General features: G+C 70.2%; 24 protein-coding genes. 15 read left to right on the top strand and 9 right to left on the bottom strand.

The genetic code is table 11. The features are described 5' to 3' along the window. Window positions 1–91: 91 nt before the first annotated feature. Window positions 92–760 (bottom strand): cupredoxin domain-containing protein, encoded by a 669-nt coding sequence (locus J2853_RS45205; RefSeq protein ID WP_307568135.1) that lies wholly within the window; start codon window positions 758–760, stop codon window positions 92–94. 88 nt (window positions 761–848) lie between these two features. Here J2853_RS45205 and J2853_RS45200 point away from each other — a divergent pair, with 88 nt between their 5' ends. Both J2853_RS45200 and J2853_RS45195 read left to right on the top strand, forming a co-directional pair. Continuing rightward, window positions 849–1,055 carry a hypothetical protein gene (locus J2853_RS45200; protein ID WP_307568134.1) on the top strand — a complete coding sequence of 69 codons (207 nt, stop codon included), beginning with the start codon at window positions 849–851 and terminating at the stop codon, window positions 1,053–1,055. Between the two features lie 134 nt (window positions 1,056–1,189). Next, entirely contained in the window at window positions 1,190–1,474 is a 285-nt protein-coding gene (locus tag J2853_RS45195; protein ID WP_307568132.1) for a hypothetical protein, read from the top strand. A gap of 107 nt (window positions 1,475–1,581) precedes the next feature. Here the strand turns inward: J2853_RS45195 and J2853_RS45190 are convergent, their stop codons facing one another. Continuing rightward, the gene (locus J2853_RS45190) at window positions 1,582–2,211 is read right to left on the bottom strand and encodes a nucleoside/nucleotide kinase family protein (RefSeq protein ID WP_307568130.1); all 630 of its coding nucleotides are present in this window, start codon (window positions 2,209–2,211) and stop codon (window positions 1,582–1,584) included. Window positions 2,212–2,541: 330 nt separating this feature from the next. Here J2853_RS45190 and J2853_RS45185 point away from each other — a divergent pair, with 330 nt between their 5' ends. Next, a complete protein-coding gene (locus J2853_RS45185) occupies window positions 2,542–2,994 on the top strand; it encodes an isoamylase early set domain-containing protein (protein ID WP_307568129.1) in 453 nt (150 codons plus the stop codon). Between the two features lie 115 nt (window positions 2,995–3,109). On the opposite strand, the gene J2853_RS45180 is transcribed toward J2853_RS45185, so the two are convergent. After that, complete coding sequence (locus tag J2853_RS45180; RefSeq protein ID WP_307568127.1) at window positions 3,110–4,246, bottom strand: acetate/propionate family kinase; 1,137 nt, start codon at window positions 4,244–4,246, stop codon at window positions 3,110–3,112. Window positions 4,247–4,517: 271 nt separating this feature from the next. On the opposite strand from J2853_RS45180, the gene J2853_RS45175 reads away from it, so the two are divergent. The 4 genes from J2853_RS45175 (at window position 4,518) to J2853_RS45160 (ending at window position 9,815) form a co-directional block, all read left to right on the top strand. After that, a complete protein-coding gene (locus J2853_RS45175; RefSeq protein WP_307568125.1) occupies window positions 4,518–4,886 on the top strand; it encodes an STAS domain-containing protein in 369 nt (122 codons plus the stop codon). A gap of 395 nt (window positions 4,887–5,281) precedes the next feature. After that, window positions 5,282–5,632 carry an STAS domain-containing protein gene (locus J2853_RS45170; protein ID WP_307568124.1) on the top strand — a complete coding sequence of 117 codons (351 nt, stop codon included), beginning with the start codon at window positions 5,282–5,284 and terminating at the stop codon, window positions 5,630–5,632. Between the two features lie 617 nt (window positions 5,633–6,249). Next, window positions 6,250–6,870, top strand: coding sequence for a TetR/AcrR family transcriptional regulator (locus J2853_RS45165; RefSeq protein ID WP_307568122.1), 621 nt, complete (start codon window positions 6,250–6,252; stop codon window positions 6,868–6,870). 68 nt (window positions 6,871–6,938) lie between these two features. Then, a complete protein-coding gene (locus tag J2853_RS45160; RefSeq protein ID WP_307568121.1) occupies window positions 6,939–9,815 on the top strand; it encodes an ATP-binding protein in 2,877 nt (958 codons plus the stop codon). 152 nt (window positions 9,816–9,967) lie between these two features. Here the strand turns inward: J2853_RS45160 and J2853_RS45155 are convergent, their stop codons facing one another. Beyond that, window positions 9,968–10,177 (bottom strand): EF-hand domain-containing protein, encoded by a 210-nt coding sequence (locus J2853_RS45155; RefSeq protein WP_307568119.1) that lies wholly within the window; start codon window positions 10,175–10,177, stop codon window positions 9,968–9,970. A 155-nt stretch (window positions 10,178–10,332) separates the two neighbouring features. Here J2853_RS45155 and J2853_RS45150 point away from each other — a divergent pair, with 155 nt between their 5' ends. The 3 genes from J2853_RS45150 to J2853_RS45140 all read left to right on the top strand — a co-directional run bounded on the left by J2853_RS45150 (window position 10,333) and on the right by J2853_RS45140 (window position 12,992). After that, window positions 10,333–10,815 carry a GNAT family N-acetyltransferase gene (locus tag J2853_RS45150; RefSeq protein ID WP_307568117.1) on the top strand — a complete coding sequence of 161 codons (483 nt, stop codon included), beginning with the start codon at window positions 10,333–10,335 and terminating at the stop codon, window positions 10,813–10,815. Between the two features lie 344 nt (window positions 10,816–11,159). Beyond that, window positions 11,160–12,233, top strand: a complete 1,074-nt coding sequence (locus tag J2853_RS45145; protein ID WP_307568115.1) for a lytic polysaccharide monooxygenase auxiliary activity family 9 protein — start codon at window positions 11,160–11,162, stop codon at window positions 12,231–12,233. A 147-nt stretch (window positions 12,234–12,380) separates the two neighbouring features. After that, complete coding sequence (locus J2853_RS45140; RefSeq protein ID WP_307568114.1) at window positions 12,381–12,992, top strand: cellulose binding domain-containing protein; 612 nt, start codon at window positions 12,381–12,383, stop codon at window positions 12,990–12,992. A gap of 76 nt (window positions 12,993–13,068) precedes the next feature. On the opposite strand, the gene rpmF is transcribed toward J2853_RS45140, so the two are convergent. From rpmF to rpmG, 5 genes are read right to left on the bottom strand one after another with little or no spacing between them, the layout of a single operon-like run. Further along, complete coding sequence (rpmF, locus tag J2853_RS45135) at window positions 13,069–13,227, bottom strand: 50S ribosomal protein L32 (protein ID WP_307568113.1); 159 nt, start codon at window positions 13,225–13,227, stop codon at window positions 13,069–13,071. 9 nt (window positions 13,228–13,236) lie between these two features. Next, window positions 13,237–13,536, bottom strand: a complete 300-nt coding sequence (gene rpsN, locus J2853_RS45130) for a 30S ribosomal protein S14 (RefSeq protein ID WP_307568112.1) — start codon at window positions 13,534–13,536, stop codon at window positions 13,237–13,239. Beyond that, window positions 13,536–13,772, bottom strand: a complete 237-nt coding sequence (gene rpmB / locus J2853_RS45125) for a 50S ribosomal protein L28 (protein WP_307568110.1) — start codon at window positions 13,770–13,772, stop codon at window positions 13,536–13,538. The genes rpsN and rpmB overlap by 1 nt, the downstream gene beginning before the upstream one ends. Then, window positions 13,772–14,017 (bottom strand): type B 50S ribosomal protein L31, encoded by a 246-nt coding sequence (locus J2853_RS45120; protein ID WP_307568108.1) that lies wholly within the window; start codon window positions 14,015–14,017, stop codon window positions 13,772–13,774. Before J2853_RS45120 ends, rpmB begins: the two co-directional genes overlap by 1 nt. Window positions 14,018–14,020: 3 nt before the next feature. Further along, window positions 14,021–14,185, bottom strand: a complete 165-nt coding sequence (gene rpmG / locus J2853_RS45115) for a 50S ribosomal protein L33 (protein ID WP_307568107.1) — start codon at window positions 14,183–14,185, stop codon at window positions 14,021–14,023. 84 nt (window positions 14,186–14,269) lie between these two features. Here rpmG and J2853_RS45110 point away from each other — a divergent pair, with 84 nt between their 5' ends. The 5 genes from J2853_RS45110 to J2853_RS45090 all read left to right on the top strand — a co-directional run bounded on the left by J2853_RS45110 (window position 14,270) and on the right by J2853_RS45090 (window position 19,211). Then, window positions 14,270–15,262 carry a GTP-binding protein gene (locus J2853_RS45110; RefSeq protein WP_307568105.1) on the top strand — a complete coding sequence of 331 codons (993 nt, stop codon included), beginning with the start codon at window positions 14,270–14,272 and terminating at the stop codon, window positions 15,260–15,262. Between the two features lie 115 nt (window positions 15,263–15,377). Then, window positions 15,378–15,902: a histidine kinase gene (locus tag J2853_RS45105; RefSeq protein WP_307568104.1), complete on the top strand. Its 525-nt coding sequence runs from the start codon at window positions 15,378–15,380 to the stop codon at window positions 15,900–15,902. Between the two features lie 56 nt (window positions 15,903–15,958). Beyond that, window positions 15,959–16,807 (top strand): DUF4097 family beta strand repeat-containing protein, encoded by an 849-nt coding sequence (locus tag J2853_RS45100; protein ID WP_307568103.1) that lies wholly within the window; start codon window positions 15,959–15,961, stop codon window positions 16,805–16,807. Window positions 16,808–17,002: 195 nt separating this feature from the next. Continuing rightward, the gene (locus tag J2853_RS45095; RefSeq protein WP_307568101.1) at window positions 17,003–17,206 is read left to right on the top strand and encodes a hypothetical protein; all 204 of its coding nucleotides are present in this window, start codon (window positions 17,003–17,005) and stop codon (window positions 17,204–17,206) included. Between the two features lie 244 nt (window positions 17,207–17,450). After that, on the top strand, window positions 17,451–19,211 hold the full coding sequence (locus J2853_RS45090; RefSeq protein ID WP_307568100.1) for a sialidase family protein: 1,761 nt from the start codon (window positions 17,451–17,453) through the stop codon (window positions 19,209–19,211). The last annotated feature ends 79 nt before the right edge of the window (window positions 19,212–19,290 follow it).

Below are 19,290 nucleotides of genomic sequence, written 5' to 3'. Positions count from 1 at the left end.
AGGCGGAGATACGCACTGCCGGCGTGCCGGGTTCAGCGCCGGGACTCCCCCCCGGACCCCGCCGGCTCTCCGGGCGGGACCGGGCGCCTGCTCAGCGCCGCCGCAGCCGGTAGGCCACGACCGTGAGGGCGGCGAGCCCCAGGAGCGCCACCAGCGTGTGCGGTGTGCGCCACCGGAAGTCCGGCTCCACGACCGCGACCGTGGTCACGCCGTCGAGCGCCTTCGCGGCGGGCGCGGGCGAGGCGGCGGCGGGCCGGGAGGTGTCGGGCAGGGGGACGGCGTCGCCGCGTGGGATGCCGGGCGGGCGGATCTCGCCCCAGTGGTCCTGCGGGGCCTGTGCGGCGATCGCCCGCCTGAGGTCTTCGGGAACGGGGGCGAGCGTCAGGTTCCCCGGCACGGCGAGGGTGCCGACCTTGTAGGGCGAGAACCATCCCTGGACGCCCTCCACCTGCCAGGTGCCCGCCGGCAGGGAGACTGCCGCGGCGTAGTGGGCCGGTTCCTTCAACGGCACGCCGGGGAACATGAGGGTCTTCTTCCCGTCGGTGAACCTCAGCCCGACCTCCCCCAGGTCGGTCCCGTCGTAGGGGTGCGTACCGTGCTGAAGCAGCCAGAAGCCGAGCGTGTAGGTCGTGCCGGGGCGTATTCCGGCCGGGACCGGGTCCATGGAGGTGATCGCCCAGCCGCCGGCCCGCGCCGGCGCCGCGAGAGCCATCACCAGCAGGGGAACGATGATCGCCAGGAGTGGCGGGATTCGTCTCATGCGGAAGTTACACCGGCCGGGCCGGTTCGGTTCCTTCAAGGAGCCGGACGCGTGGAGTCGGGCCCGGAGACAGGGGTATTGACCCCGGATGAGCACTCAGGAAGAACTCCGGCAGGTCGAGGAGGACCTGGCGCGACTTCGCGCCGAAGCCGCCGAGCTCCGCGACCAGGTCGGCGACCTCGGCCCGACGGACGCCACCGAGCGGGCAATGATGATCAACCTGGCCGACGAGCAGGAGGAGCGTGTCGCCGAGCTGGAGAGCTGGCGGGATGAGTTACTCAAACGCCTCGAATAGGAGCGGTCAGGCCGTCACCGGCGCCTTCCATCGGAACGCCACGCCACCACCTGCGGTTCATCACTTTCGGTTACACACCAGAGCATGGGGTAACGATAAGAACGAACCATCACCAGGGGGACAAAATGATCAGCATGCTTCACAAGATGGGCGTGAGTTCGAACGTCATGTACATGGCCGGAATCGCGTCGATCGGCCTGTCGGTCGCATCGTGGCTGACCTCCCAGGCGGCCGAGAACGCCGGGACGGATCGGGCGGACCGCTGGGGGATCTTCGTCGGCGAATGGGCGCCGACCTTCTTCGCGATCGGGGTCGCGCTGCGGATCGAGGAGACCCACATGGACCAGCGGCCCATGGAGCAGGAGAAGCTCAGCGAGTCCTACAACGAGGGCAGGATGCCGTCACGCGCCGGAGTGTGAGCACGACGGCCGAACATTCGGGGACGGGACGCGTCCGGGGGGCGCGTCCCGTCTTTCGGCGGGGCCCCCTTCCCATCCCCGGCTCCCGGCCGGTCGGCGCCGCGCGCTCATCGCCGGGTGACCACCGCCGGATGTCTCGGGTCGTCGACCCTGACGACCACGTCGGCGACGCTCGCCGGTGCGGCCTCCTCCTCGTATCGCGTGTAGGCGGGCAACGTCCACCGCCATTCCTCGGCGGTCCGCCGGGCGAGCGCGCCGGATGAGAGCGACAGGTGCACGGCCAGGTCGAACGGCAGTCCCTGACCGAGCAGCAGGGCCCCGTCCAGCAGCAGCACCCCGCCCTCGGGCAGGGTGACGTAGGGCGCGCGGGTGGCTCTGTCGACGACGCTGTCCCACAGCGTGGGCAGGACCTTTCCCGACCGGCCCGGTTCGAGCGGCCCCAGCACCTCACGCGTCAGAGCCCCGGCATCGAGCCAGTCCGTGTAGAAGGCGTCCGGATCGGTCCGGCCGTGCTCGAAACGCAGCGACGCCGGGCGCAGGAAGTCGGTGGAGGACACCCGGAGAACCTCCCGGCCGCGGAGGCGGAGCGGGCCCGCCAGCGCGTCCGCGAGCTCGCCCGGCCGCGCCGCCGGCGCGCCGTCGAGCGCGACCCGCACCCAGGACTCACGGGGCGCGGAGGCTATCCGGTCGGCGAGTTCCTCGACCAGCAGCGACGGGGAGATCGGCCGTACGTCCACCCCACCATTTTGGCGGACGGCGACCACGCGGCCGACCTTGTCACACTTCCGGGGAAAGTTCCCGCCACACCCCCCGAACCCGCCAACGATCATGACCTGGTCAAGGTCGGACGTAATACTGATCAAAAGTTGGTTTGCCCGGGTTGTCCTCCCGTAGCGGACGGTAACGATCCAGGTGGATCGACGGCTCGGCCGTGACTGAACGTCGGCCTCCCGATCGCGACCCGTCATGGAGGGCGCGATTCGGGCAGTTGACGTGATCTTCACGTCTTTCCGTTAACAAGATCACGGCGAGCTATCCATGGAGGCAGTGATGTCAGGAGGACTTCAGTGATCAAGCGTGGCAAGCCCATGAAAAACGGGCAGGTCAAACTCACCTTTGTCGTACCGAACGACAAGTCCATCGGTGGGATTTCCCTGGTCGGTGACTTCAACAACTGGGACCCCTATGCCCATCCGATGGAGCGTATGAACAACGGCACGTACCAGGTGAGTCTCACCGTCTCGTCGCAGCAGCCCATCCGCTTCCGCTACCTGGCCGACGGCGGTGTGTGGTTCGACGACGCCGACGCCGATCACCACGACGAGCACGGCGGCCGCATCAATCCGGCATGCCTGGAGAACTCCTCGGTGAAGAACAGCGCGGTTAAGAACAGCGCGGTTGAGAACAGCGCGGTTGAGAACAGCGCGGCGGCCGCCATCAAGAAGGCGGTACGACGGCCGGCCACGCCCAGGCCCACGAACGGGGTTCCCATGAACGGAACCCGGATGTCGGCCTCGTAGGACGAATCCGCCGTCTTCACGACCACCGTCCGTGAAAGGCGGCCTCCCCCCTTCCCCCCACCTCGGCGCGGGATCCGGGGGCTCCATCCGGGCGGCGTTCACAGCGGCGCGACCGTCACCTCCGGCTCCTCTCCAGGTCTCCGGCAGGGCGGCCGAGCGCACCGAGGGTGTCGACGGCGAGCTGCAGCTCCTCACGCGGCCGTACGGCCAGCACGGGGACGATCGCACCCGGCGCGCTGATCGTCCCGTCGGCGTCGAGATCGGCGCGAGCGGGGGGCTCGACACCGAGAAGCGCGAGCCTGCGGCAGACGGCGTCACGAACCTCCGGCTGGTCCCAGCCGATCTCCCCGGTGAACACCAGCGCGTCCAGCCGTCCCAGGCTCGTCGCGGCGGCGGCGATCTCCCGGCTCACCCGGTGGACGAACACCTCCAGCGCCAGCGCGGAGGCGGGGTCCCCGGCGGCCACCAGCTCCCTCGTGTCGCCCGATCTGCCGTCCGACAGCCCGAGCAGCCCCGACCTGCGCTCCAGCCCGTCGCGCAGCTCCTCGATCGAGAGCCGGGAGCCCGACAGCAGCCACAGCATCATGCCGGGGTCCACGCTGCCCGATCGTTTGCTCATCGGCACCCCCTCCAGCGGGGTGAACCCCATCGAGGTGTCCATGCTGCGGCCCTGACGGACCGCGCACACCGAGGAGCCCCCGCCGAGATGGGTGAGGACGACCTGCAGGGAGGAGGCGGGCCGCTCCAGGAGCTCCGCCGCCCGCCCCAGCGCCCAGGTGTAGGACAGCCCGTGAAATCCGTAGCGGCGCAGGCCGTACCGGCTCCTCCACTCCGGCGGCAGCGCGTAGGTCGCGGCGCTCTCGGGCAGGTCCGCGTGGAAGGCGGTGTCCGGGCAGAGCACGTGCGGGACGCCGGGCAGCCGCCCGCGCGCGGCGTCGACGAGCGCGAGCGCGGGCGGTACGTGCAGTGGGGCGAGGTCCTCGTACTCACGCACCGCGACCAGCACGTCGTCGTCGACGACCGTCGGTCTCCGCACGGCCTCGCCACCGTGCACGAGGCGATGGCCGACCGCCGCGACGTCGCATTCCGGAGCCTTGCCGAGGAAGGCGGCGACGGCCTGCCCGGCCGCCTCCGGATCGGGGCTCCGCTCGCTGTGCTCGGCCTCCAGGACCAGCCCGTCCCGGACGAGATGGAGCTGGAGGCTCGATGACCCCGCGTTGACGGTGAGCACTGCCGGACCGGTGGTTGCCATGATTTCCGCGTGCCCCCGGCCGCAAGGGGCAAACGAATCCCGCGACGGCGTCTTCACGGTTCGTCACCCCGGCCGGGCCACGGAGGTGAGCCGGGGCGCCCCGGCGGCCGGCGGTTCGCCTCACCCGTTGAACTGTCGCGAGCCGCGGGCGTACGGTGGTGATGGCCTCCGTCCCTGCGCGGCTCCCGTACCGGCGCTGCCCCCTCAACGGCCGTAGACAGCGAAACATCGTGACACTCGGCTTTCCGTCACCGTAGACAAACGGGTAATCATGAATCGACTTTCCGTCATCGTGAAAGATCACCCCCGGTTTTCAGTGGTGTCCCTCGTGGGCGATCTGGACAAACTCTCGGTTCCCCGGCTCGACGAAGAGCTCACGGAGCTGCTGGATCGTGGCCGCGTCTGCCTCATCATCGACGCGACAGATTTGGATTTCTGTGATTCCACGGGCATCTGGATGCTTTTGGCAACTCTGCGTCGCGCCTACGAACGGAACGGCTGGCTGCGGCTCGTCGGGGTCCACGGATTCCTCGGCCGCCTGCTGGAGCTGACCAGGCTGAGGGAGGCGTTTCCCATCGACCCCGACCTCGGCCAGTCCGTGCGGATGGTCTCCGACCAGGGCATATCCGCCTTTCACTGAGTCACGAGACGGACGATGACGGTGAAGGCCGGGCCTCGTCCCCCGGCTTCCGCCCACCGTTCCCCTCCGGCCTCCATCCCGGTTCCGGGCCTGGCTCGACGAACCTCGGTGACCCCCGATTGAGGATCATCGCGACCATCGGGAAGAACACCGGCGTGTCGGTGACACCGTTGGATCATGGTCACGCCGTACACTGCGTAATCAGGATGTACACTATGTAGTCGAAGCAGTCAGCCAGCGATGGCACCCCGGGCCCCGCGGACGAGAACCACGCGGCCGAGATTCGGTGGAAAGCCTGGCCTGTCGGCTCGATTCGCCCTAACGGACGCGCAGACCACGGCTGGTTCGAGCCGGTGATCTCCGTCCATTGATTGGAGGTCCTGATGGACCTTTCCATGGAAAACCGACTCGACTGGACCGTCTGCCGCGTCGACGGAGAGATCGACATCTTCTCGGCCCACACACTCCGCGAGCACCTTCTCAGCGCCCTCGACCGTCCGGGCAGCCGCCTTCTCCTCGACCTGTCACGGGTGACCCTCATGGACACCAGCGGCGTGGCCGTCCTGATCTCCACCCTGCGCAGGGCCGCACAGCGCGGTGGCACCCTGCGCCTGCTCTCACCGTCTCCGGCCGTCTGCATGGTGCTGAGGGCCACCGGACTGCTCGCCAGGTTCACCGTCAGCTCCGACCTGACGGGCGCACGGACCACCAGGCCGCTGCCGGACATGCGCCTGATGGCGTCCTAGCGCCTCCCCGAGGCTTCGAGGTCACGGCTCGGGGAACTCCCCCCGAGCCCCCGAGCCCCCGAGTTCCCGGGTCCGGCGACGGCGTCGCCATCGGCCCCGCCGTCCCGCCCACCGTCCTCACCAGGCCCGCCCGCAGTCACCAGGTTGACCGCGCGGCGGGCGTCGACCGTCCTCCGGCGGGCGAACACCGCCCCGGACGACCTCCACCCGCGATCTCCGGCCGGCGATCGGCCCTCTCGTCGAGGCGCCCGGCTGCCGCGCCCCCCGCGTTCACCGGCGAAGACGACGGGACCCGACGGCCCGTCTGAGCGCCGCCGTTGCCCGTGGGAGCCGATGGGGTCGTTTCGTCCGACCTGAGGTGAAGTTCACTTTTTCGACCATTGGATTTGATCGTTTTTTGGCTGGATGGCTGTACAGTCAACATTGCATCACCGATGGCCCCGGGCCGCGTCCGTCAACGGGAAAGAAGGTTTATGGCTGACTACTCGCCGCTGAGCATCCTGCCGGGTGCCGCACGCGAGAATGGCTTCAGGGCGGCTCTCGCCTCGTACGAGCCATGACGCGAGCCAGTGAGGTGGGTAAGAGTGTCGCCACGATCAGCGCGGGCCAACGAAGTGATGCGCGAGCAGTCAATGGAGAGGATCCTCTCCGCCGCACTGGAGGTCTTCAGCGAGAAGGGCTACCACAATGCCACGATCTCCGACATCACCGCCCGTGCCGGGGTCTCTCGCGGTCTGATCACCTACTACTTCCCAGGCAAGCAGAATCTCGTGGACAACCTTCTGGACCGTTACATCGACAGCGTGACCGACATCCTGAACGTGACGGGCACGCCCGACGAACGGCTGGCGGCCATCATCGACGGCGTCCTGCTCACAGTGGCCCAATCCCTGCCCGTACAGCAAATGACACTCAGCCTGGTGATCCACCCCTCCACGCACCCGCTCTTCGCACAGGCGGAGGCCAGGAAGGAGGCCGGGGTGCGTCGCCTGGAAGACGGGTTGCGCGAGCTGTTCGCGGCCCGCGGCGCGGCCGACCCCGCCCTCGAAGAGGTGATGCTCCGCAGCGTTCTGGAAGGCGTCATATTCAAGGCCTCGGTCTACCAGGACCAGTACCCGCTGGAACGCGTGCGCCGCCGCCTGTATGAGATGTACGGACTCCCCTCCCCCGAGACCTCGGTCATCCAGGACGATCCGCCGCCGGTCGGCCGCATGCGCGCCCTCCGGTCCGGCGACTAGCCCCGCCCTGCTCTCCGCGTGGCGGGACGGCATCTCCCTCCTTCCCCTCACGTACGGAGACTTGAGCCATGGACGTGCGCTCGCTCGCGGCCCGAGCCGCCGGCTTGGGCAGAACCGCCATGAGTCGCCCCGGCAACGCGACCGACGTCCTGCCGGGTCGCGGCACCGAACTGGCGCGAGTGCGGAAACTGCTGGCCGGCGGAGACCGACCGGCCTTCGTGGTGGTGACCGGCGAACCGGGCATCGGCAAGTCCCGGCTCCTCTCCGCGTTCGCCGCCTCCGCGGCCTCCGACGGCGTCCCGGTGCTCTCGGGCCGGGCCACGGAGATCGAGAGCGGCGCGCCCTGGGCGCTGGTCCTGGACGCCCTGGACGACGCCGGGAGCCATCCGCAACTGGCCGCGCACGCCGACTGGCTGCGGGTCAGGCTCGCCGCGCGCACCCCCTCGGCCCAGGACGGCGACCAGGTCATCGGAGTGGAGCGGCACCGGACGCACCGGCAGACCCGTGCCCTGCTCGAGGCGTGTGCCCTGCCGTCCGGTCTGCTGCTTCTGCTCGACGACGTGCACTGGGCCGACGCCGCGTCCACCGAGCTGATCGACTATCTCGTGCGGCATCCTCCCCGGGCGACCGTCACCGTCCTCACCGCCCGCACGGGTCTCCTGCCGTCGGTGCTGGAGCGCTCGCTGGCGAGCTCCGCCGCCCAGGTGGTGCGCACGCCCCTGGGCCCGCTGTCATCGGACGACGCCGAATCACTGCTGCCGGGGAAGCGGCCCGCCTACCGGCGCCGCCTGTACGAGGTCGGCAGGGGCAACCCGCTCTACCTGGAGATCCTGGGCCAGTTGCCCGAGCGCACGGTCAACGAGCTGTGCAACGTGCCGGGTGGCGAGGACGGCGGGCGGATAGGGCTCGACTCCCTGATCGCCAGAGAGCTCGAAATGCTGGAAACGACTCTGGCCACGGTCGTCCGGGCCGCTTCCATCGCCGCCGACGCCCTCGATCCGGCACTGGTCGCGTCCGTCGCCGAGATGCCGGAAGACGACGTCAGGGTGGCGCTGGACGGGCTCGTGGCACGAGACGTGTTGCGCGTCACCGACGGGCACTTCCGGTTCCGTCACCCTTTGATCCGAGCCGCCGCCTATCGCATGACCGGTCCGTCCTGGCGGGTCGCCGCCCATCGCCGCGCGGCCGACCACCTGGCCCGGCGGAACGCGCCGCTGGCGCTACGCGCCGAACACCTCCGGCACGGGGTGAGGCCCGGTGACGCCATCGGCGCCGAGCTGCTCGCCACCGCCGCGATGAACTCCGTGGACATCGCTCCCACGACCGCGGCCCGTTGGCTGCGCGCCGCTCTGTGGGCGCTGCCCGACGACCCTCAGGCGGCGGAACGGCGGGCGGCGCTGCGGCTGGAACTGGCGAACGCGCTCAGGCTGTCGGGCCGCTTCAACGAGGCACGGACCATCCTGCACGAGCTGGCCGCCGGTGACGGCGTCCACCGGTACACCGCTCTGGAACGGCTGGGCGCCACGGAGCGGGCACTCGGCCGGCTGCCCGAGGCGCGTGCCCTGCTCGGCTCCGAACTGGCTAGAACGACCGACCACGGGCCCGGCGTGCGGAGCGCGCTGCTGGTGGAACTCGCCGCCGTCGACATCCTGCGGGGAGACTGGCGCAGCGGGGCCGAGATGGCCGCCGAGGCGCTCCGGTCGGCCGGCCCCGGCAGCCGGCGCGGACTCCCGGTCGTCGCGATCGCGCTGCTGGCGCTCGCCGAGCTGTACCGGTGCCGGTTCGCCAAGGGCCGCACGCTGCTGGAGGAGGCTCGCCGGCTCGCCGACGCGATGACCGACCCGGAGCTACGCGCCAACCTGGGACTGATGCCGCCGCTGGCCTGGGCCGAGTTCCTGGTGGACGAGCATCACGACGCGCTCCGCCACGTGGAGCGCGGGCTGCGGATCGCACGCCGGCACGGACATCACGACGTGGTGCCACAGCTCTACGCGGTGCGTTCCATCGTGCACGCCCGGCTGGGAATGGCGCCCCAGGCGCTGGCCGACGCGGAGGACGGGGAGGAGATCGCCCGGCATCTCGACAGCGCGGAGATGCACGCCTTCGCCCTGGCGGTCAAGTCCCGGCCGCTGCTGTGGCGGGCCGGCCCCACAGAGGCGCTTCCCCTGGTGACGGACCTGCTGGACCGGCACAACCTGCGTTCCGTGTGGTGGCGGAACATCTCCGACCATGCCATGGCGGAGGTGCGCTTCCTGGCCGGAGACCCGGCCGGATGCCGGGACCTGCTGGCGACGAGGCTCAGCGCCGACCCCGAGGGGCTGGGGCCCCACGCCCCCTCGGTGTACGCGCTGCGGTCGCGGGCCGAGGTCGCCTGCGGCGATCTGGCCGGCGGCCGGGAGTGGTACGAGCGGGCGGTGGCGGTCGCGAAAAAAGGCGCGCCACGCGCCCAGCTGGGCTCCGTGGCCCATGCCAGGGCGGTCATCACCCAGGCTCACGGTGACCACACGGCGGCGGTCGCCGCCGCGCAGTGCGCGGTGGACTGCTTCACCGAGGAGACACTTCCGATCGACGAGGGCCTGGCGCGGCTACTTCTCGCGGAGCTCGCCACGCAACTCGGCGACCCCCGTACCGCGCAGCGTCAGCTCGGCAAGGCCAGGGAACTGTTCGTCGAGTGCGGCGCGCCGTGGCTGGCGGACCGGGTCGGACGCGAACAGCGCCGGGCCGGTGCCCGCAAGACCCGCAGGCACGAGCAGGCGACAGGGCTGTCCGGCCGGGAACGGGAGATCGCCGAACTCGCCACGCGGGGGCTGACCAACCGGCAGATCGCCGAGCGGCTCTTCCTCAGCCCCCGCACGGTGGAGACCCATCTCGCCCGGGTGTTCCAGAAACTGGGCGTGAGCACGCGCACCGCGCTGGCGTACCGGATGGCCGAGACGTCGGGCTGACCCGCCGCGCGGCCGGCCCATGGCCGAGCCGGCTCACGCCGGCCGGATCGTCCAGCCCTCCGGCACGCGCCGCGGCGGCGAACCGCTCGACGGCGAAGCGTGCGGACGGCACGGCCAACGGCACGGCGAACGGCGGGTCGGCCCTCCGATCGTCAGGAGACGAGCCGGACGAACTCCTCGAAGGAGAAGCGGCCGTCGTTGTCGGAGTCGGCCCTGTTCAGCGACCCGATGGCGTCGGCCGGCAGGTCGGGGAAGTGATCGCCGAACTCCTTCTCGGTGATGAAGCCGTCCCCGTCGGTGTCGATGGCGGCGAACGCCCGCCTGAGTTCCGTCAACCGCTCACCGGTGGGTTCCGCCGACATGGTGATCCGCCTTCCTCAACGACCCGCACTCGATCAACAGACAACCTACGGCAGCCATCACCTTTACGGCCATACAACCATGATCAGGTATTTCGCAGGGCAAACGGGGGTTTTTCCTGCACGGTTCAGCCGTCCCGGATGCCTAGACTTCGAGCATGATTCGCCCCGCAACGCCGGACGACGTTCCGGCGATCATCGACATGATCCGTGGACTCGCGGAGTACGAGAAGGCGCTGGACAAGGTCGAGACCACGGCGGAGCAGCTCCACGACGCGCTGTTCGGAGCCTCCCCCGCCGTGTTCTGCCACATCGCCGCCGACGGGGACAAGGTCGCGGGGTACGCGCTCTGGTTCGTCTCCTATTCCACCTGGCGCGGAAAGCACGGAATATATCTAGAGGATCTCTTCGTTCACCCCGACCACCGGGGAAAGAAGTACGGCAAGGCACTGCTCGCCGGACTCGCCGGCATCTGTGTGGAACGTGGTTACGGCCGGTTCGAATGGGCGGTCCTCAACTGGAACACGCCGGCCATCGAGTTCTACCGGTCACTCGGTGCGGCGCCTCTCGACGAATGGATCACATATCGGATCACCGGATCGGCGCTCGACGAACTCGCCGCGACGGACAGCACCCGCTAGTCCCCGCCGAGGGCGAGGGGCCGACCCCCGCGAAGACTCGGACCGAGACCAGCCCGGACACCGTTTGGGCTGGTCTTTTTCCTTTCCGTACGGCGTGCTCCCCACCCCGCTCCGCCCCGGGGATGGGAACCGCCGCCGACCGTGAATCTTTCATCTCCGAAGACCGTGCCAAACCCTTTCTGAGCTGCGTCGACGACCCGGATAAGCCAGCGGTGAAAAGCGCGCCGTTTACACCCCCGAGAGCGGCGACCTAGAGTCCGTCTCGCGTGAGCGCTTCACTGCCATTGATCAGCGATTCGTCATACCTCGAAAGGGAAGTCAATTCTGTGAGTAAATGGCGAAGGATGGCTGTCACCGGTGTGGTCGCGTTTATGACCGCGCTGCTCGCCGTCGTCCTCATTCCCAATCCGGCTTCGGCGCACGGCGCCATGATGACGCCCGGCAGCCGGACCTACTTCTGCTGGCAGGACGGGCTCTCGCCGCAGGGCAACATCGTTCCCATCAACCCGGCGTGCGCGGCGGCCGTGGCCCAGAGCGGCGCCAACTCCCTGTACAACTGGTTCAGCGTGCTGCGATCCGACGGCGCCGGGAGGACCAGCGGGTTCATTCCCGACGGTCAGGCGTGCAGCGGTGGCAACCCCGGCTACAGCGGGTTCGACCTCCCGCGTTCGGACTGGCCGGTGACCCACCTGACCGCCGGGGCGAACATCCAGTTCAAGTACAACAAGTGGGCCGCCCACCCCGGCTGGTTCTACCTCTACATCACCAAGGACGGCTGGAACCCCAACCGGGCGCTCACCTGGGGCGACCTTGAGACCCAGCCCTTCCACACGGCCGATCACCCGCAGAGTGTCGGCAACCCGGGCACCAACGACGCCAACTACTACTGGAACGCCACGCTGCCCTCGGGCAAGTCAGGCCGTCACATCATCTACTCGGTGTGGAAGCGCTCCGACAGCAACGAGACGTTCTACAACTGCTCCGACGTCGTCTTCGACGGCGGCAACGGCCAGGTGACCGGCGTCGGCCGGGGGCCCACCACCCCGCCCGTCACGCCTCCGGTCACTCCCCCGGTCACCCCGCCCGTCACCCCTCCGGTCACCCCGCCTCCGACAGGTAACGGCGGATGCACCGCCACCTACCGGACCCTCAACTCCTGGTCGGGAGGCTTCCAGGCCGAGGTGACGGTGAGCAATCCGGGTTCTTCCAGCATCAACGGCTGGACGGCCGGCTGGACGCTCGGCAGCGGCAGTGCCATCAACAGCATGTGGAACGGCACCTTCACCGCTTCGGGATCCACCGTCACCGCCAAGAACGCCGATTGGAACCGGACCATAGCGGGTGGTGGTTCGACCACCGTCGGATTCACCGCCACCGGGACGAGTGGTTCTCCCACCGTCACCTGTAGCAGCCCCTAGGAACGTCCGGTCTCGGCCGGTGCCCTGCGGGGCGCCGGCCGAGACCGCCGTCGTGTCACCTGTCGTGTCCTCGCGGACCCACGGACCCACGCCCCACGGCCCCCGGGCTCGCGGCCCCGCGGAAGGGAAGGAAGGGAAGCACCCCCGGTGACGTCCAGAAAGAAGATCGCGCCACTGCTGGGCTTCGTGTCGCTCGGGGCGGCGGTGGCCCTCGTCGCGGCGGCCTGTATCGGCCAGGGGCCGCAGGAGCGGCACAGCGGGACGCATCCGGCCGCCCTCGCCACCACCCACCCGACGCACCCGGCCGCCTCCGCCCTCCCCACCGCCTCCGCCCAAACGGCCGCCTCCACTCAGGCGGCCGCCTCGGCTTCCCCCGCCCTCTCCGCTCATCCGACCGCCTCCGGCTCTCCCACCGCCTCAGGCTCTCCCCCCGCCTCCGCTCATCCGACCGCCTCCGGATCCGGGTGCAAGGCCACGGTCACCCTGGTCGAATCCTGGCCGGGCGGCTACCGGGGCGAGGCGACGATCAGAAACCTCACCGACCGCCCGATCCAGGGCTGGTACATCCAGTGGGTCCAGCCTCGGGAGGCGACCTTCACCCAGTCCTGGAACGGCACCCACATGCAGAGCGGCCCCATCGCGATGATCCACGCTCCTGTGGAGAAGCCCTCCCTGCCCGCGGGGGCGACCCTCTCCGACATCGGCTTCGTGGGCGCCGCCGCCGTACCCCCGACCTTCACCGAGATCACCTGCGGTTAGCGACCCCCCGGAACAAGAGTGTCCCCGCGCCCGGCGATCGGGCGCGGGGACCGCGAGGGACGGGAGGATCCGCCCCTCAGACGAGGCCGCGGTGGTAGGCGCGGACGAGCGGGCGCGGGACGAGAAGCCGCCGCCCGTTCACGACGATCGGGACGAGGTCGGTGGCCTTCGCCTTCCACTGGGACCTGCGGTGGCGCGTGTTGGCGCGGGAGGTCTTCCGCTTGGGAACCGCCATGTCGTACTCCTACCAGCTGGACTTGGTGACACCGGGAAGCTCGCCTCGATGGGCCATCTCGCGGAAGCGGATCCGGGAGAGGCCGAACGTGCGCAGATGCCCCCGAGGACGGCCGTCGACGGCGTCGCGGTTGCGGACGCGGACGGGACTGGCGTCGCGTGGCTGGCGGGCCAGCTCCCTCGCCGCCCGCGCCCTCTCCTCCGGAGCGCCGGTCCTGAGGATCTCCTTGAGCTCGGCCCGGCGCCCGGCGTGGCGGGCCACGACGATCTTCCTGCGCTCATTGGCCGCGATCTTGCTCTTCTTGGCCATCAGACCCTTTCCCCCCGCGCCCGGATGCGGGCCATGGCGGCGTCGATGCCGATCCTGTCGATGGTCTTGATCCCGCGGGCGCTCAGCGTCAGCCGTACCGAACGCCCCTCGGTGGGCACCCAGTATCGCCGGGACTGGATGTTGGGGTCCCACCGGCGCCGGGTGCGCCGGTGGGAGTGCGAGACGCGGTTGCCGAAGACCGGCGCGACCCCGGTGAGCCGGCAGTGCGCGGACATCAACGGCTTCCGTAGCGCTGCTTGAAGCGCTCGACGCGGCCGGCCGTGTCGAGGACGCGGCCCCGTCCGGTGTAGAAGGGGTGGCTCGCCGAGGAGACGTCGACGTCGACCAGCGGGTAGACGTTGCCGTCCTCCCACTCGATGGTCTTGTCGCTCGTGACGGTCGAGCGGGACAGGAAGGCGAAGTCCGCACTCGGATCGCGGAAGACGACCGGGCGGTAGTCGGGGTGGATGTTCTTCCTCATGGGTTATCGGTCCTCTCGGAACAGAACGCGCTGGCGGATGATCGGGTCGTACTTGGTGAGAGTGAGCCGGTCGGGGTCGTTGCGCCGGTTCTTGCGGGTCACGTAGGTGTAGCCGGTGCCCGCGGTCGAGCGCAGTTTGATCACGGGGCGTAGCTCGTTCCTGGCCAAGATCGGTTCCTCTCCTGGGTGGCGGGCTGTGCAATGATACCGATAACGGTTTTCATATCTACAACATTCCCGCGAGGAGGATCTGTGTCCACTCCCGTCGTTCTCGTCGCGGGCCTGCACGCTCAGGCCCGCGCCACCGTCGTCGACAGGCTCCTTGAGGACCACCCGGGCGCCGTGGCCATCCACCACGACCTCCGCGAGGTCACCCGCGGCCGTGTCGAACGCGTCACCCGCGACGCTTCCGACGTGCTCGACCGTACGGAGGTACGGCTGGCGCACGGCTGCGTGACCTGCACGGTCCGCGAGGACCTCGTGCCCGAGCTGCTACGGCACGCGGCGACCGCACCGCTGCTGATCGCCGAGTTGTGGGACTCGGTCGAGCCCCGCTCGGTCGCCGAGGCCCTGGACGGGGAGGAGGTCCACGGCACCCTGCGGCTGACCGCCGTGCTGACCGCCCTGGACGCCGAGCACATGCCGGTCGACATCTGCCGCGGCGACAGACTCGCCGAGACGGGCATGCGGGCGGCCTCGGGAGACGAGCGCTACCTGGCCGAGGTCCTGGCCAGGCAGATCGAGTACGCCACCGGGCTGCTGCTTCACCTGGGAGACGGCGACGACGAGGACGTCGAGCTCTCCCGCGCGGTGCTCGGCCACCTCGCGCCGAACACCCCGGCCCCCCTCACGCACGAACCCCTGCCCATCGTCACCGGACCCGCGCTCTGCGTCCAGGAGCTCGCCGCCCGCGTCGACCCGGCCACCGCCCAGCTGCCCTGCGACGCCCGGACCGGGGAGATCAGCACGGTCGTGTGGCACCGGCTCCGCCCCCTGCACCCGGGACGCCTGTTCGAGGCCGCCTGGGAGATGGTCTCCCCCGCGCGCCAGATGGCCGCCTCCCTCGACTGGTCGCCGATCCTCGGGGACCGGGTCCAGCACCTGGTCTTCACCGGCCCCGAGCTCGACCACGACCGCATCCACTCACTGCTCGACTCCTGCCTGCTCACCCCGGCCATCAAGAACGCCCGCGAGATGGCCCTGCTCCCCCTCTCCCCCTCCTCCCGGCCCAGGTCGGAGAGGTGAGGCACCACCCGGCGCCCGAGGGGAGCTTCACCTGCCAGCCGTACTCAGAACCAAATTTCCGGATTTGACGTCACATGGATTGACATGGCGTCACTGTGACGTCATATTAATGCCTATGGACGTCACGCCATTTGTCGAGAACCTCCGCCGCGCACTGATCGCAGCGGCGGCGGTCGCCGATCCCGCGACCCGGACCACCGTCGAGAACCTCACGACGGCGCTCGACTCCGCCGTCCGGCTCACGCTCATCGACGCGCTCTCCGCGGCGGCCGACGAGGTCACCAGGGAGCTCGCACCGGGCTCGGTGGAGGTCCGGGTCCGCAACCGCGAACTGGAGTTCGTGGTGACGCCGACGACGGCGTCCGACGCCTTCGTGCCACCACCTCCGCCCCTGCCCCCGCTCCCGCCGACGCCGCCCTCTCCCCCCGAGACACCCCCCCTCCCCGGTGAGGCGGGCGTCGCGCGCATCACGCTGCGGCTGCCCGAGCCACTCAAGGGCCGTGTCGAGGAGGCCTCCAGCCTGGAGGGCGTCTCGGTCAACGCCTGGCTCGTGCGCGCGGTGTCCACGGCCCTGACGCAGGGCCCCCGCGACGCCCGCCCCTCCGCCCCGGGAAGGCGCATCAGCGGCTGGGCCCGCTGACCTCCCCTTCCCGAGCTCCACGAGTTTCCCCCCGAACCCGTAAGGGAGATTTCGCCATGCCCGTCTTCCAGACTCCGGAACCCGCCGACCTCCAGGTGAGGTTCCCCGCAGGCAACCTGCACGTCACCGCCGCGCCCCGGGCGGACACCATGGTCGAGGTACGGCCCGCCAACCCGTCCAGGACCGCCGACGTCGAGTACGCGGAGCAGACCCGCGTCGAACAGCTCGACGGCACGATCATCGTCAGTGCGCCCGAGCGGCTCCTGTCACTGGGCCACGGCCCGAAACTGGAGGTCCTCATCGGCCTGCCGGAGGGGTCCCGGGTGGAGTTCAAGACCGCGTCCGCCGACTTCCGGGCAGCCGGACACCTGGGGGAGATCACCGCCAAGAGCGCCTCCGGCGACATGCGGATCGACCGTTGCGCCGGCCTTTCCTCCAAGACGGCCAGCGGTGACGTCATCTGTGACGTCACCGAGGGCGACGCCTGGGTGAAGACCGCCTCCGGAGACGTCACCCTGGGGAACGTCCACGGGGAGACGAGGGTCACCACCTCTTCGGGCAGGTCCGATCTCGGCACGGTCGGCGGCGCCGCCTTCGTCCGGACCGCCTCCGGACGCTCCCGGATCCGGGCGGCCGGCGGCTCCGTCGAGGTGAAAAGCGCCTCGGCCGACGTCACCGTCGATTCGGTCGTCCGTGGAACCGTCGCGGTCAACACCGCGTCAGGCGACGTCGAGATCGGCGTCGTCCCGGGGACCAGCGCGTGGCTCGACGTCTCGTCGACATCGGGCGACGTCGGCTCCTCCCTCGACCAGGCCGACCAGCCCGCCGAAAGCGGAGAGCAGGTCGAGATCCGCGTCCACACCCTGAGCGGCGACATCTCCATCGTCCGCGCGCCCCTGACCTGAGCGACGCCTCCATCCGCTCGCGCCCCCGGCACGGGCGACGACCTCTCCACCGTCCGCACGCCTCCGGCGCGAGCCGACGACCCCCGTCGTCCGCACGTCTCCGGCACGAGCGACGGCCTCCCCATCCGCTCGCGCTCCCCGGCACGAGCGGCGGCACCTCCGTCATCCGTACACGTTCCTCAAAAGGAGACCACGATGAACGTCACGCAGGCCTACACCCTCCACCGGCAGAAGCACGCCGAGATGATCGCCGAGGCGGAGGCCCGGCGCGCGACGCCCAAGCACTCCGGCGCCTCCCGCCTGTGGGCGGCCCGGACCCTTCACCGGCTCGCCGACCGGATCAACCCGGAGCCCTCCCGCGGCCACCGTCCCGCCTCTCGCGTGCCGAGGGCCGCGTGACCACCACCCCGCGACGGCCCTCCGCCCCGCGGCAGGCCAGGAGGTTCCGGCCCCTCGCGGCGGACGCGCAGACGCCGGCCCCGTGACCTCGCAAGACCCGTCTCACTCCTCCACCCACGACGAGGGACGCGTGGACGCCGCAGGTTGTCACCGGTCACCGTGGTGACGTCGAGGCCCACGACGGACGCGTGGACGCCACCCTCCGGCAACCTCCCGTCCATCTCCCACCTGTTCGCTGTGATCCATGTCGTGGCCGGATACCGATGCCGTCGGATCAGATGTCAGTCGCCCCATCACCGTCTACGGCACGGTGGACAGGGGGCCCGGCGGCGAGCTCGCCCACGAGGGAAACCGGATCCCCGACATCGTCGCCCTGGACGACCGGCGGCTGGTGGTCGGCTGGCGAGCCGGGGTGCGGGACGGACTCGACCCGGCGCCGACGGACCAGGGCGCCATCATGTGCGCTCGATCGAGCGACGGTGGTGAGAGCTGGACGGTGGGCACCCTGGCCGCCGCCACCGCCACCCACCGCTACCACTATGTGATCTTCCTCAACGACGCGGGCACGCTCTACGCGCTGCTCGGCCGGATCACGATCGACCGGGACCGGGACCGTGAGGGCGGCGTCGACGGCTTCCCCACCTCGCTGGTGGTCAGAAGGAGCACCGACGACGGCCGCACGTGGACCGACTTCCCCGTCACCGTCGACGTGCCGGACAACAGCCGGGGCGTGGTCATCGCCGGAAAACCGGTGAGATCCGGCGACCTGTGGCTGGTGCCGTACTGGCGGCACTCCGGCTCCACGACCAGGGCGGGCGTGCTGCGCTCGGCCGATCTGCGGACCTGGACCTCCGGTGGCCTCGCGGAGAACCCGCCCGGTGTGGCGATCGAGGAGCCGCAGATCGCCGTCTCCCAGGACGACCCCGGGACGCTGGTCATGGTGACCCGGACGCTGAACCTGACCGGCGGCACCTCGGCCGCCGCTCGCGACGCCCACTACCGGGCCAACGCGGCCCACTGCGCCACGGCGACCAGCACCGACGCCGGACTGACCTGGTCGCCGATGACGCTGGACGAGAACCTGCCCAACTACTACGTCAAGACGTTCTTCACCCGCGACTCGGACGGTCGCTACCTGGCGATCTTCAACACGCTGGCCGGGCCGTTCACCGGCGCCTCGGCGAGCAAGCCCGACCAGTACCGCGAGGTCCTCTACTACAAGGTCAGGCGGCCCGGCGAACCCTGGGAGCCGGGACGGCTCTTCGCCGACGGCGCCCGGCTGACGAGCGGCGCCGCGCGGGGCTGGGACGTCTACGCCAGCGCCGACGAATACGAGCCGGGCCGGTTCTTCGTCGTCTGGGAACACAACCAGACCAACATCAAGGTCGCCAGGCTCGACATCACCCGGCCCCTCGGCGACGCCCCCCTCGCCGAGGGCGACTGGACCACCGGCGGCGCGACACCGGACGGTTGGGTCCTGAGCGGCGGTGCGCGGGTCACCGGCGGCGGACTCCGCCTCAGGAGCACCGGCGCCGGGGCGTGCGGCGCGTCGTTCGGTCTCGACGTCTCCAGGGGCTGCGACTTCACGCTGGAGTTCCGGGGGCGGGTGGACGACGACAGCGCGCTGGACCCGCGCACCGGCGACGGCGTCTGCCTCGGGGTGAAGGTGTCCAACGGCGCCAGACGGCTCATGCTGACGGTCCAGAGGAGCGGGGTCTGGAGCATGCGGAAGGGCTCCGCCGTCTGGGAGAAGATCTACTCGCTGGGTACGGCGGGGCAGCTCACGACCTGGACGGTGAGGGTGGACAGTTCCGGGGTGGCCCGCCTGTTCCGCGACGGCATCGACACCGGGGCGACCTGGGTGATCCAGGACAGCAGGGAGAGGCCTCAGCTCACGCACTGGGTGATCGGCACCCCCGGCGGCAACGCGGCCGGGGCCATCGTCGAGTGGACCCGCCTCACCCCCACCCTGGACGAGACCCGCGCTCTGGACGAGACCCGATAGCCCAGCGAGGCCGCCCCGCACTGGACGAGACCCGATGGCGCTCTGCCTGAACCGTCCCGGGTTCGGTGACGCCGGCGTG

This window comes from Streptosporangium lutulentum (assembly GCF_030811455.1).
In the GTDB taxonomy this organism is placed as follows: domain Bacteria; phylum Actinomycetota; class Actinomycetes; order Streptosporangiales; family Streptosporangiaceae; genus Streptosporangium; species Streptosporangium lutulentum.
Note: the sequence above shows the minus strand (reverse complement) of the source record. Positions and strands in the feature narration are given on the sequence as shown.